Raw genomic sequence first — 12,801 nt, 5'->3', positions numbered from 1 at the left:
TCAATAATTGACCCTCAAATCCATGCCGGCATAGAGCGAAGCGACTTCATCGGCATAACCGTTGAAGGGAAGGGTGGGGCGGCGGCCGGAACTGAAGAAACTATCCTCGCCGATGCGCCGCTCCGTGGCCTGGCTCCAGCGCGGATGATCTACTTCCGGGTTCACATTGGCGTAAAAGCCATATTCATTTGCTGCCTGCCGCTGCCATGAGGTGGGCGGCTGCTTTTCGACAAAGCTTATTTTCGTAATCGATTTGATGCCCTTGAAGCCATATTTCCACGGGACGACCAGCCGGATGGGGGCGCCATTGGCATTGAGCAAGGTTTCACCATAAAGCCCGACGGAGAGGATGGTGAGCGGATGCATGGCTTCATCAAGGCGCAGCCCCTCGACATAGGGCCAGTCGAGCACCTGAAAAAGCCCCCTTTGCCCCGGCATCTCTTCCGGGCAGACAATGCCGGTAAATGCAACATATTTTGCCGAGCCGAGCGGCTCGACCTGCGCAAGCAGGCTGGCCAGGGGAAAGCCGATCCATGGTATCACCATGGACCATGCCTCCACGCAGCGCATGCGATAGATGCGCTCCTCCAAAGGCATACGGGCAATGAGGTCGGCAATGTCGAATTCCCTGGGTTCTTTCACCAGCCCGTCGATCGTCAGCCGCCATGGCAGGGGTTTGAAATCGCCGGAATTGGCGGAAGGGTCGCCCTTGTCGGTGCCGAATTCATAGAAATTATTATAAGTCGTCACCGCTTTTTGCGGGGTTAGCTCTTCATCGGTCTTGTAAGGTGAAGGAGCCGCTTTGAGCGGTTCTGCAAACGCACGGGACGAAATGCCTGTGCCGATGAGTGCGCCAAGCCCAAGCATGAATTCACGCCGCCTGAGATAAATATTCTTCGGTGTCACGGCGCTATAGGCAAGATTCGACGATGAGAGCCGATCTGGTTTGAAACGCATCATGGCCATTCTCGCTTGTTAAGATCATCTGCCGGATTTTAGCATATTCCATGGGAAGACGTCGAAAGCATGGAATATCCGTGTTTTGCGTCCTGTTCACGGCTTGTTGATGATGTGTCAATTATCACACATTTGTAACATGATTTAATTTTTCGTGTTTTCGTCATAATTTGGCTAAACCTCGCCGATTAATAGCGGCAATCGTAAAGCTGGCAGGGGCTGAAAAATGCCCGGGTGGAGCTGCCTTCAAACCCTTCGTTAACATCTCACTGGCAGTGTTGAACTTATGGTAAAGAAGACCTTTATAGCGGCCATCGCGATGGCGCTTGCAGCAACCACAAGCCCGGTTCTTGCGGAAGGGCAACTCATGGCTAATGCCGGGGCGGGCAGGTCCGCAGGCGCGGGCCTGAAAAATGAAACCGGTGCTCCCAAACTGGGAGAGGGCGTAACGATGCGCGACAAGACAATGGAAACAGAGCCGACGGCGGCGCAGAATTTTTCACGCAGCAAGCGATTTATCTATCGCTTCTATACGCCGGAAAATGCGTCCAACGAGTTGGTAATTCTGCTGCACGGTTCTGGCGGCAATGAAACCAGTCTGGTGCCGCTTGCTTCCAAAGTCTGGCCGCGCGCCACGCTGCTGGGTATTCGCGGGCGCGTCATGCAGGATGGCGGCACGCGTTGGTACAAGCGCATTACGCCGGTTAAATTCGATCAGAAGGATGTCAGGCTCGAAGCCAATGCTTTTGTAACCTCCCTGACGAGGCTGGCCGAAGAAAAAGATCTCGACCTTTCGCATGCGATTTTCGTGGGCTATTCCAACGGTGCCAATCTTCTGGCAGCGGCGATGCTTCTGCATCCTGATCTGGTGAAGCGGGCCGTGCTGATGCGTTCCATGCCGGTGCTGGACAACACGCCGACCGCCAATCTGGGCAAGACCCGTGTGCTGACGCTTACCGGGGAGGAAGACAAGCTCTATTCGCCCTTCGCTCCGGCCTTGTCGGCAGTGCTGCGCTCCAGCGGCGCGAAAGTCGATGCACGCACGATTCAGGCTGACCATATGGTGGGCGACAACGATGTTGCAGCCATCGGCGAATGGGTCGCGTCCCTTGGCCCGGACGGTGCGCCCGCCGTTTCGATGAAAGCAGAATGAAAACCAGCAGCGGAGCGGGTCAAGGGAGCAGCCTTGCTCTCCCTTAACTCGTAATATCCACGACGCCGCAATCGCCCGCCTCCGAGCCGAAAACAAGCCGGCTGCCCTGATCGTCCCAGCCCATGCTGGAAATGGCACCCTTGCCCGGACGGCGCAGCAGCACTTCCTTCTGATCGGCAAAGCGCACCAGAAGGATCATGCCGTCATTATAACCAATGGCGGCAATATCATCGGAAGGATGGCAGGCCACCGCAGTGACCATGCTGTCGCCGCGCAGGCCCAGTTCCAGCGGAGCCTTGCCCATCGGGCCATCCTTGCCCGAAAATGGCCAGACGATTGCCGCTGGCGCGCCGGAAGTTGCAAGCCATTTGGCCTTGGCGCTCCATGACCAGTCTTTCACCTTGGCCGGATAGCCGGTCATGCGCATATGGCGGTTGTCTTCCAGACGCCAGCCATGCAGGGCATTTTCCTGCATCGAAGTGATGAGAAAGCGGCCATCGGGTGAGAAAATGACGCCGATATGGGCACCTTTCCATTCAAGCTCGACGGGTTTGGCCTGGGTGCCGGTCCAGATCAGCGTCGCGCCGTTATAGCGTGCGATGGCAAGGCGCTGGCCTTTCGGTGCAAAAGCAATGCCTTCCACGCTGCGTTCCTGTGCGAATTCCCGCACCGTGCCGTCGGATGAACGAACCCATGCGCTGCGCCCGGCGGCAAAACCAACGCTTCCCCCCGGACCGCTTGCAACCGCAGTCATCCATTTGCGCGGAATATTCGCCAGTTCCGTTACCGTGCCATCAGCAGCGGTGCGGCAAATCCGGCCGTCTTCGCCGCCGGTCACAAGCGCTGTGCCATCGACTGTCAGCGTCGCGCTCAAAAGCCCGTCATGGGCCGTCGAGGACTGGTGGCCGTTGTCAAGCCGATGAATGGAGCCATCGGCCTGCGCAAAAAATGGCAGGCCATTGATAAAACGCGCATAAATACAATGACCGTCGAGGTCGAGCGGGGCAATGGTCGGCATTGTTATCCAGTTTATTTTGCTTGGCAGTTTTCAAAACCGGCCCGGAGGGCTGCGGCGTCGAGTTCACGCCCGATGAAGACAAGGCGGCTTTCGCGCTTTTCTTCCGGTTTCCACGCACGCTGATGGTCGCCTTCGATAATCATATGCACGCCCTGCACCACGTAGCGGTCGGGATCGTCCTTGAAGGCGATGATGCCCTTCAGGCGCAGAATATTCGGACCCTCGGTCTGCGTGATATTCTGAATCCATGGGAAGAACCTGGCCGGGTCGATTTCGCCCGCGCGCAAGGAGATGGATGTCACCGTCACGTCGTGAATCGGCGAGGCATGATCGTGGTAATGGTGATGTCCATGGTCGTGGTCGCAATCGGGCCCGCAGACATGGTCATGGTCGTGATGATGATCATGCGCATGATGATCGTGGTGGTGATCGTGATCATGATCGCAATCGGGGCCGCAAACATGATCAGGGTGGTCATGATCGAGGAAATGCGGATCATTTTCCAGTGCGCGCGAAAGATCGAAAGCACCGCGATCCAGAACGCGATCAAGCGGGATTGCAGCACGTTCGGTGCGATGGATGATGGCGTGAGGATTGATGGCGCGAACGGTTGCCTCGATGGCCGCGAGTTCTTCCGGGGTGACGAGGTCGACCTTGTTGATCAGCACGACATCGGCGAAGGCGATCTGGTCTTCGGCCTCGCGGCTGTCCTTGAGGCGGAGCGGCAGATGCTTGGCATCGACGAGAGCCACAACCGCGTCGAGGCCGGTCTTGGCGCGCACATCGTCATCCATGAAAAAGGTCTGCGCCACGGGTACGGGATCGGCAAGGCCGGTGGTTTCCACGACGATGGCGTCGAAGCGGCCCGGGCGGCGCATCAGCCCTTCAACGACGCGAATAAGATCTCCGCGAACGGTGCAACAGATGCAGCCATTGTTCATTTCGTAGATTTCTTCGTCCGATTCGACAATCAGGTCGTTGTCGATGCCGATCTCACCGAACTCGTTGACGATGACGGCATAACGCTTGCCGTGGTTTTCGGTCAGGATACGGTTGAGAAGGGTCGTTTTCCCGGCACCGAGATAGCCGGTCAGAACGGTTACGGGAATGCGGCCAGTTTCTGTGGTCGCTGTCGCTTCGGTTTGGGCTTCAGCCTGGCTCATGGTGCAATGCCTCTTGAAGTTTCTATCCCGGAAATGCCAGGGCGCAAGCATGGCATTCGGACTTGTAAGCAGTTTCATTGCTGACGGAATCAGCGAAGCTGCCCTATCTGTTTATTCCATGCATTATCCTATCGCAAAACCGTTTGACCATTTTGCTGGAAATGCCCTTGATCAAGCATTGCATATAAGGGAAGGCAGGGGGGAATGCTATATGCAATGCTATAATATTACATCGATGCGTTCACGGTCTTGCGAGGGTTTCTGACGAGAAGCGCGCGGGATCGAAGCGGTCGACGTCATCAAGAAGGTCCATGAAGCCTGCGACCGCATGGGCCAGCAATTTTTCACCGGCCTGCGCGGTGGCGGCAGCGGCATTGCCAGCGACGCCCTGATTGTTGAGATCATGCATCTTCCAGCCGAAGGCATGCGGACCGTAAGCGCGCAGATATTTGAATTGCCTTGCAAAGTCTGCTTGCGCATTGGAGAAGTCAGCCGCCTTCGACATGTCGACCAGATCGGGCCGCAAAGCCAGCATCACGGAGGTTTCGATAAAGCCGCCATGAATGTCGAGCGCTTTTTCTTCCGGAGCGATCAATCCATCCGGCACCCCGAAGCGCGTCCAGCTTGTCGCGACCGCCAGCATGTTGAGGCGCGTGCGCAATTCGGTTGCGACGATGGTCATAAGCGGGGCATTGCCGCCATGGGCATTGAGCATGACGAGCTTGCGGATACCGCCTGCATGCAGGTTTTCACCGATCCCGATCCACTGGTTGACGGCTTCGGAGAATGCGAGGCTGCGCGTACCTTCGCTATCCATATGCTCGATGGAATAGCCGACCGGCTGGGTGGGAAGAAAGTTGACGTTGAGATTGTCGGGCAAAGCGTCACTGACGCGCGCCACGATGCCTTCGGCAATGATCGTGTCGGTTTCGAAGGGCAGGTGCGGACCATGCTGCTCGTGGGCACCAAGGGGAAGGACCACAATCATGTCGTGGTTCTGATCGTGCGGATGGGGCATGTTTTCCTCCAAGCGGGCAATTTTGGGTAAGCCTGAGACCAGTCCTCACGCCAATTCAATCAAATTTGCAGGCCCTGACCCTAACATCATTAGCTGCGACAGCAACCAGTCCCTGCGGTTTCATAAGTCCGTCAGTATTTTAACCTATCATCTGCTATATTGCTCGAACGGGAATGGCGAGGTGGTAATGAGCAAGGATAATAAGACAGTTGTACTCTATCGGCTGCAATCCGTTTCGCGACTAACACGAACTGTATTAGCGACACGGTTGCTGGAACTGGGCCTTTATGCCGGACAGGATGCGGTAATGCTGCAGCTTGCGGCGGAGGACGGCCTTCCGCCCGGTGTTCTGGCGCAGCGCCTTGGCGTGCGTCCGCCCACCATAACCAAGACCATAGCGCGGCTGCAAAGTCAGGGCTTTGTCGTCAAGCGGGCCTCGGAAACGGATCAGCGTCAGTCGCATGTCCATCTGACGCAAATGGGGATCGAAGCGATCAGGATCATCGAGAAATCCATCCGCCGGACGGAAAAGGACATGCTGAAGGGGCTTGATAAAAAAGAGCGCAAGGCTTTCCTGAAAATGCTCGAACGCATGGAAGGCAACCTGATAGCGCGCGGGGCTGCTTCACGCATTGTCGAGGAGTTCGACAGGGACGCTGCAGAGGATGACGAAGCGGAATAACGCCTGATCGCATGAACGCGCTGAAAAAACTTTCAATTCATTGATTGCAATGGCATAACCATCTGCGAGGCTGGAGGGTATCGAGGCGCGTCAGTTCGCTGCCATTCCGAACCTGCCGTGCATGAATATCGAGGGAGGCGAATTGGCTCAGAAAATCAAGCTTTCGACGATCGCGGATGCGCTTGGTGTTTCGACAGCCACCGTTTCGCTGGCACTGCGCGACAGTCCTCTCGTTGCCGACCAGACCCGCGAAAAGATCAAGGAACACGCCCGCACGATCGGTTATATCTATAATCGCAGGGCGGCGAGCCTGCGCACATCGCGCTCCGGCATTGTCGGCGTCGTCGTGCACGACATCATGAACCCGTTTTTTGCTGAAATTCTCAAATCGATCGAGACGGAGCTGGACCGCTCGCGCCAGACTTTCATTCTTTCCAACCATTATGACCAGCTTGAAAAGCAGCGCACCTTCATGGATACGCTTTTGCAGCTTGGGGCTGATGGCGTCATCATGTCGCCAGCCATCGGCACTCCGCTCGAAGATATTCAGCTTGCACAGGATAATGGCCTGCCGATGGTGCTGATCGCGCGCCGCGTCAAGGGCGTGAATGCGCCGGTCTTCCGCGGGGATGACGCCTATGGAATAGGGCTTGCCACCAATCATCTGATCTCGCTTGGCCATACGCGGATCGCCATGATCGGCGGCACCGATCAGACCTCCACCGGGCGCGACCGTTATCGCGGTTATGTTCAGGCGATGGACAAGGCCGGGCTTGAGGTCAAGCCGGAATGGCGTATTCCCGGCCCGCGCACCAAGCAGGGCGGATTTGAAGTGGCTCCACAGTTTCTGGCCCTCAAGGACAAGCCGACGGCTGCCGTTTGCTGGAACGACCTGACGGCAATCGGCCTGATGAACGGTATCGCGCGCGCCGGTCTGGTGCCGGGCGAGGATATTTCTGTTACCGGCTATGACGATCTTGAAGAGGCGGCGATTGCGACGCCAGCATTGACCACGGTCTGGAACGGGCAGCGGGAAGTCGGACGGCGTGCGGCTCGCGCCCTTCTCGACCAGTTGAACGGTGTCGAAGTTTCTCCGGCACAGGAGCTGATCAGGCCCGAACTGCATATCCGGCAATCGACGTCAAAACCCAAATTCTGATTACCCACCGATGAAGCCAGGTTTCGGCCCGTTCTTCGAAACCTGGTGCAATGAGGACAACTGCCATGACACAACGCGATGCTACCATTCTGGTGCTTGGTCGTTTCAATGATTATGCCCTGCAGCGGCTTTCGCGCGAATTCAGGGTCAGGACCATAGAGCGCGGCGATGCTGCTCTGGTCGAAGCGGGCTGGGCGGCGGATGTAAAGGGCATCGCCAGCATGTGGGAAGTCAATGCCGGTCTGATCGATGCACTCCCCAATCTGGAAATCGTGGGCAATTTCGGTGTGGGCTATGATGCGGTCGATGTGAAACATGCAAGCGCAAATAATATCATGATCACCAATACGCCGGACGTGCTGACCGAGGAGGTCGCCGATACCGCGATCGGATTGCTGATCGATACGGTGCGCGAATTATCGCAGTCTCAGCTTTATCTGCGTGAAGGGCGATGGGCAAAAGAAGGGGCTTATCCGCTTTCAAAACTGTCGCTGCGTGACCGCAAAGTCGGCATTTTCGGTCTTGGCCGCATCGGCAAGGCAGTCGCACGCCGCATTGAAGCCTTCGGCCTGCCGATTGCCTATCACAATCGCCGCAAGGTTGCAGATGTCAGCTATGAATATTATCCGAGCCTGCCTGAGCTCGCGGCAGCAGTCGACACACTTATTCTGGTGGCGCCGGGCGGTGCAGAAACAGCAAATGCGGTCAATGCGCAAGTGCTCAAGGCGCTCGGCCCGGATGGTGTTCTCATCAATGTCGGCCGTGGCACGCTGGTGGATGAGACGGCGCTGGCCGAAGCCCTTGAGAACGGCACCATAGCGGCTGCGGGCCTCGACGTTTTTGCCGATGAGCCGCATGTCTCGCAGGCATTGCTGGACGCGCCCAATACGGTCCTGCTGCCACATATCGCATCGGCCTCGCATAAAACGCGTCAGGCCATGGCCGATCTCGTCATCGACAACCTGATTTCCTGGTTCGACACGGGCAAGGCGCTGACGCCGGTGCCGGAAACGGCTCACGTCACATCGAAGTAGGGGGCGCCAGTCAGGCCGTGCGCGTGGCCTTGTGCGCGCGTACCGCCTCGCCAAAGGCCTTGAAAATCATCCGTGAGGGCGCATCCGTGCGGACCCAATATTCCGGATGCCATTGCACGCCGACGACGAAGCCTTTGGCATTCCTGACGGAAACGGCCTCAATCGTGCCGTCTTCGGCGGTGGCCTCGACCGCAAGGCCGGGGGCCAGACGGTCAATGGCCTGACGATGGACGGAGTTCACATCAATGGTGGCGGACTGGAGTATTTCAGCCAGACAGGAGCCGGGTGCAATCGTGATCTTGTGCTGGAGGCCGAAGCGCTCGTCCTGGCTTTCGGATTGCGGCGCACGATGATCCTGCCGTCCTTCCAGTTCCTGAATTTCGGTAGCGAGCGTGCCCCCCAAAGCGACGTTGAGTTCCTGAATGCCGCGGCAGATGGCCAGAACCGGCACGCCCCTATCAACAGCCGCGCGGATCAGAGGTATCGACGTTGCATCACGCGCATCGTCGTAAGGTTCAAAGGCTGCATCAGGCGTCACACCGTAAAGCGCCGGATTGACGTTTGATTTCGATCCTGTGACGAGAAGGCCGTCAACGCCGCCCAGAATCGTTTCCGGGTCCATTTTGCCCCCCATGCCGGGCACCAGCAGCGGTATGACTTGCGCCACGTCGAGGGCAGCGGCCAGATATTGTTCGGGTGCTGCATGCCAGATGTAGTTTTCAAACGGTTTCACATCGGTGGAAACAGCGATAAGGGGGCGAGATTTGTTCGACATTGACGCCTTCGATCCGTTGGATGATGGCTGTTTTATCGCATCGGCTCGAAAATCGGAATCGATTTTACGTATCATCCCGGTAGTATGGCAAATCTGAAAAAATAATAGCGGGGTTGCGAGCGCGCTTTGCTTTCAAAGCCGCCCTATCCCTTATCGACAGTATCTGTGTATTGTCGCAATCTTGAATTGTTTGCGGACGCCAGATTGTGATTCTGTCCGGTAAAGCTGTATGAGGGTCGCAGCCGGGAGGTTTCATGACGGATGATCAGCTCTTCTCTGTCGCTGGCAAGGTCATTGCGGTGACGGGGGGATCTTCGGGATTGGGGTTACATATGGTGCGCGTGCTGGCAAGCCAGGGCGCGCATGTCGTCTCCATTTCGCGCAGCAATGAAAGTGACAGCCTTTGTCCATCGGGCGGGGAGGTGATGGAGATCATTGCCGATGTCACCAAAGCCGAAGAAATAGTGCAGGCCTTCGACGAGGCAGAACAGCGTATGGGGCCGATCACTGCGCTATTCAATAATGCCGGCGTCGCTCATATGGCGCGGGCTTTGGAAACGACGCCGGATATGTTCGCGCATATTTTCAGCGTGAATGTCGCGGGCGCTTTCTTCACCGCGCAGGAAGTCGCGCGGCGCATGATCAAGCGGGGGCAGGCGGGAACGATCGTAAACACCACCAGCATTCTTGCCGATCGCCCGCAAAAGGGAACTGCAGCCTATGCCATGTCCAAGGCGTGCATCGCGCAGATGACGAAGGCGCTGGCCCTTGAATGGGCGGGGCATAATATTCGTGTGAATGCGATCGCACCGGGCTGGTTTCCGACCCGAATCAATGAAATCCAGCTTGGCGGGCCGGCTGGCGGATATATCAAGGGATCCAATCCGATGCGGCGGCTCGGCGAAATGCAGGATCTGGACGGCGCCATACTCATGCTCGCTTCCGATGCGAGCCGCTATATGACGGGAACGGTCATCACGATCGATGGCGGCCACCGCCTGTGAATGGATACTCTGCCGGTTCTACGGAAGCGGATGATCTTTCGACTGTCTTGTGGCTGCGTTTTTTGCCGCCAAATGCACAACCCTATGTTGCAATATTTTATAACGGCAAATCAGCATAGTATCCATCACTGACGGTCTTGCGGCTTTATGTCGATAATTTCCTTTGGGCGATCCGGTAATTATAAACTCTTGAAATTGAGTTCGATATATCTTGCGATGATCAATATAACAGCTTGTGGTTTAATCTTGCGAAAGGTATTTTTAAATCATTAGTGGCATTATCCCCCATAGAGAGGGGTACAAGTACCGATATGTGGCGAGGCCTTAAACCAGAGATGCCCGCAGATGTGCGGCTATCATTCTTGCGTGCGCTTTACGGCAATCGCACCACATTATGGTTTGGCTTGCTGGCACATGTCGTCGCTTGCGTCGTCATCTATGCAAAGACAGCCGATGCGCGTTTTCTGGTCTTCGCCGCAGGCTTCATCGCTCTTGCGCTGGGCCGTTTTTATGACATGTACCGCTTCGACCAGGTAAAATACGGGTCGCTGTCGCATGCGCAACTGGACAGATGGGAAATACGCTATCTTATCGGTGCCTCCGGCGTCTGCGCCGCGCTCGGACTGCTGTGTTTTTTCTCAATCTATGTGCTGCGCGATTCCTTCGCCGAACTTGTAAGCCTGACCATTCTGCTCGCATCGGTCGTTTCGATTGTCGGTCGCAATTATGCGTCGGCCAAAGCGGTTGTGCTGATGTCATGCTGCACATTTATCCCCGTGCTGGCAGGGCTTCTTCTGGCTGGAACGCCGTTTCACATCGTTATCGGCCTGCTGATCGTTCCCTATTTCCTGTCGAATATCCAGATGGCCAATGGCCTGCGGGATTTTCTGTTTGCGGCGGTGATGGGTGAGCGGCGGCTCTCGGTGGTCGCGGGCCGGTTCGATGCGGCGCTCAACAATATGCCGCAGGGCCTGCTGATGTTCGACGCCGAACAGCGCATCGCTGTCGTCAACAACAAGGTAAGGACGCTGCTGAATGCAGATGAGAATACGCGACTAAGAGGTCGCAGGCTGGAAGTCCTGCTGCGCTATTGTGTCAGGAACGGCGTGTTTCCGCATAATGATCTCAATAATATCCGTGCGCGAATGCAGGATCTGCTGAACGGAGACAAGGCGCGCGATATTTTTCAGCTCGGTGATGACCGCTATATCGAATGTATCGGCAACCGGACTGCCGAGTCGGGCGCGGTTGTGATGTTCGAAGACGTGACTCAGCGGGTCGAGGCAGAGGCCCGTATCCAGCATATGGCGCGCTTCGACGGTTTGACGGGGCTGCCAAATCGAAATTATTTCGAAACCATGGTTCGCTCGATCCGAATCCATCAGCAATCGGAGACGCTGGCGGCCCTGATCGTCATCGACATCAATCATTTCAAGCACGTCAATGATACGCTGGGCCATAATGTCGGCGATGCCCTGTTGCAGACTTTCGCCAAGCGTTTGAATTCGCTCGATCCGCGACGCTATATTGTTTCTCGTTTCGGAGGCGACGAGTTTGTCGCTTTTGCCTTCAACCTGCATAGCATCGATGAAGTAGAGCCGATGCTTGAACAGATCATTTCTGTCGCCACCGGGGCTTATGAGGTCAATGGCGACCAGGTTCATATCGACATCAGCGCCGGTGTCGCAGTCGAGACCATTGATAAATGCGATATTGGCGCCATGCATATGAATGCGGATCTGGCGCTTTATGAAGCCAAGAGCGTTGAAGGAACCCAGTGGGCGATCTTTGCAAGCGCGATGGAAACGAAATATCGCAGCCGCCAAAGACTGAAATCCGATTTGCGAAAGGCTATCGATGATGGGGAAATCAAGGTCGTTTACCAGCCGATCGTGAGCGCGCAATCGCTTCGGGTCATCGCATATGAAGCGCTGGCGCGATGGGAGCATTCCGAGCTTGGCTGGATTTCACCGGCTGAGTTCATTCCGCTGGCCGAAGAAATGGGAGTCATCTCCCAGATCACCCGCTTCGTACTGGAACGGGCATGCAAGGATTGTAACTCATGGGGTGACCGGATCGGCGTTTCCGTCAATCTTTCCGCAATCGATCTGAAAAACAGCGATATTGTGCACGACATCGCCAATGCGCTTCAGAAATCGGGATTGCAGCCACGGCGGCTCGAAGTGGAAGTGACCGAAAGCGCCATCATCTCCGACCATTACCAGACGTCGCTCGTGCTGGAACGGCTCAAGAGCGCGGGAATCAACATTGCGCTGGATGATTTCGGTACGGGTTATTCCAGCCTGAGCTATCTCAACAGCCTGCCTTTGACCAAAATCAAGATAGACCGTTCCTTCGTGCAGGACATTACCAGAGATCGTCGATCACTCATGCTGCTGCGCGGCGTTACGCAGCTCTCGCATGAACTGGGGCTGGGCGTTACTGTGGAAGGGGTGGAGACAGAAGAACAGCTGGCTCTTATCCGGGTCGCGGCAGGGGCCGATCTGGTGCAGGGGTTCCTGTTGGGCAAACCCATGCCGGTGGAGCAGATTGGCTCTCCCGCCGCCCGTGCTCATGCCCATCCATAGCCATATAATATCGGGCCAATATTCAACAAATGCCGCTTTCCGGGAGGAAAGGAATCAGTGTCAGCTTTCGGCGCGCTGAATTTTCGGTGCTGGATTACCTGTGCCTGAGGATGATCTTCACCTCATTTTAGCAGGCGACAATTTATCTGTGCAAAGTGCCAACAGTTTCCGGCGCGTTTTTTGGCAGAATTATACAGCTAAAACATAAAGTTAAATAAAGCTTCCTGCGTTTGCGGCATGTGGGGGCAGG

11 protein-coding genes are annotated in these 12,801 nt (G+C 56.2%); 6 read left to right on the top strand and 5 right to left on the bottom strand.

Annotated features, from left to right (window positions below):
- Positions 1-960 (bottom strand): protein-methionine-sulfoxide reductase catalytic subunit MsrP, encoded by a 960-nt coding sequence (gene msrP / locus DKP76_RS14390; protein WP_109707562.1) that lies wholly within the window; start codon positions 958-960, stop codon positions 1-3.
- 283 nt (positions 961-1,243) lie between these two features.
- Here msrP and DKP76_RS14385 point away from each other — a divergent pair, with 283 nt between their 5' ends.
- Positions 1,244-2,110 (top strand): alpha/beta hydrolase, encoded by an 867-nt coding sequence (locus DKP76_RS14385; RefSeq protein ID WP_109707482.1) that lies wholly within the window; start codon positions 1,244-1,246, stop codon positions 2,108-2,110.
- Positions 2,111-2,153: 43 nt separating this feature from the next.
- Here DKP76_RS14385 and DKP76_RS14380 read toward each other — a convergent pair whose 3' ends face one another.
- The 3 genes from DKP76_RS14380 to DKP76_RS14370 form a co-directional block, all read right to left on the bottom strand.
- Positions 2,154-3,128 (bottom strand): WD40 repeat domain-containing protein, encoded by a 975-nt coding sequence (locus DKP76_RS14380; protein ID WP_109707481.1) that lies wholly within the window; start codon positions 3,126-3,128, stop codon positions 2,154-2,156.
- Between the two features lie 11 nt (positions 3,129-3,139).
- Positions 3,140-4,291, bottom strand: coding sequence for a CobW family GTP-binding protein (locus DKP76_RS14375; RefSeq protein WP_109707561.1), 1,152 nt, complete (start codon positions 4,289-4,291; stop codon positions 3,140-3,142).
- Positions 4,292-4,532: 241 nt separating this feature from the next.
- Entirely contained in the window at positions 4,533-5,309 is a 777-nt protein-coding gene (locus DKP76_RS14370; RefSeq protein ID WP_109707480.1) for a creatininase family protein, read from the bottom strand.
- A gap of 187 nt (positions 5,310-5,496) precedes the next feature.
- On the opposite strand from DKP76_RS14370, the gene DKP76_RS14365 reads away from it, so the two are divergent.
- The 3 genes from DKP76_RS14365 (at position 5,497) to DKP76_RS14355 (ending at position 8,184) form a co-directional block, all read left to right on the top strand.
- A complete protein-coding gene (locus DKP76_RS14365; RefSeq protein ID WP_109707479.1) occupies positions 5,497-5,991 on the top strand; it encodes a MarR family winged helix-turn-helix transcriptional regulator in 495 nt (164 codons plus the stop codon).
- A gap of 142 nt (positions 5,992-6,133) precedes the next feature.
- Positions 6,134-7,150, top strand: coding sequence for a LacI family DNA-binding transcriptional regulator (locus DKP76_RS14360; protein ID WP_109707560.1), 1,017 nt, complete (start codon positions 6,134-6,136; stop codon positions 7,148-7,150).
- Between the two features lie 65 nt (positions 7,151-7,215).
- Positions 7,216-8,184, top strand: coding sequence for a 2-hydroxyacid dehydrogenase (locus tag DKP76_RS14355; RefSeq protein WP_109707478.1), 969 nt, complete (start codon positions 7,216-7,218; stop codon positions 8,182-8,184).
- A 10-nt stretch (positions 8,185-8,194) separates the two neighbouring features.
- Here DKP76_RS14355 and DKP76_RS14350 read toward each other — a convergent pair whose 3' ends face one another.
- The gene (locus DKP76_RS14350; protein WP_109707477.1) at positions 8,195-8,959 is read right to left on the bottom strand and encodes a gamma-glutamyl-gamma-aminobutyrate hydrolase family protein; all 765 of its coding nucleotides are present in this window, start codon (positions 8,957-8,959) and stop codon (positions 8,195-8,197) included.
- 254 nt (positions 8,960-9,213) lie between these two features.
- On the opposite strand from DKP76_RS14350, the gene DKP76_RS14345 reads away from it, so the two are divergent.
- Positions 9,214-9,963, top strand: coding sequence for an SDR family NAD(P)-dependent oxidoreductase (locus tag DKP76_RS14345; protein ID WP_109707476.1), 750 nt, complete (start codon positions 9,214-9,216; stop codon positions 9,961-9,963).
- A gap of 311 nt (positions 9,964-10,274) precedes the next feature.
- On the top strand, positions 10,275-12,551 hold the full coding sequence (locus DKP76_RS14340; RefSeq protein WP_109707475.1) for a putative bifunctional diguanylate cyclase/phosphodiesterase: 2,277 nt from the start codon (positions 10,275-10,277) through the stop codon (positions 12,549-12,551).
- Positions 12,552-12,801 lie beyond the last annotated feature (250 nt).

Origin of the sequence: Falsochrobactrum shanghaiense (assembly GCF_003149535.1) — a bacterium.
Classification (GTDB): domain Bacteria; phylum Pseudomonadota; class Alphaproteobacteria; order Rhizobiales; family Rhizobiaceae; genus Brucella; species Brucella shanghaiense.
The sequence above is the reverse complement of the archived record's forward strand: the minus strand, read 5'-3'. Positions and strand labels throughout refer to the sequence as shown.

Coding starts and splice junctions, on each gene's coding strand:
- DKP76_RS14380 (WP_109707481.1), bottom strand. CDS start 3,128: ATGCCGACCATTGCCCCGCTCGACCTCGACGGTCATTGTATTTATGCG.
- DKP76_RS14355 (WP_109707478.1), top strand. CDS start 7,216: ATGACACAACGCGATGCTACCATTCTGGTGCTTGGTCGTTTCAATGAT.
- DKP76_RS14365 (WP_109707479.1), top strand. CDS start 5,497: ATGAGCAAGGATAATAAGACAGTTGTACTCTATCGGCTGCAATCCGTT.
- DKP76_RS14340 (WP_109707475.1), top strand. CDS start 10,275: ATGTGGCGAGGCCTTAAACCAGAGATGCCCGCAGATGTGCGGCTATCA.
- DKP76_RS14385 (WP_109707482.1), top strand. CDS start 1,244: ATGGTAAAGAAGACCTTTATAGCGGCCATCGCGATGGCGCTTGCAGCA.
- DKP76_RS14350 (WP_109707477.1), bottom strand. CDS start 8,959: ATGTCGAACAAATCTCGCCCCCTTATCGCTGTTTCCACCGATGTGAAA.
- DKP76_RS14345 (WP_109707476.1), top strand. CDS start 9,214: ATGACGGATGATCAGCTCTTCTCTGTCGCTGGCAAGGTCATTGCGGTG.
- DKP76_RS14375 (WP_109707561.1), bottom strand. CDS start 4,291: ATGAGCCAGGCTGAAGCCCAAACCGAAGCGACAGCGACCACAGAAACT.
- msrP (WP_109707562.1), bottom strand. CDS start 960: ATGATGCGTTTCAAACCAGATCGGCTCTCATCGTCGAATCTTGCCTAT.
- DKP76_RS14370 (WP_109707480.1), bottom strand. CDS start 5,309: ATGCCCCATCCGCACGATCAGAACCACGACATGATTGTGGTCCTTCCC.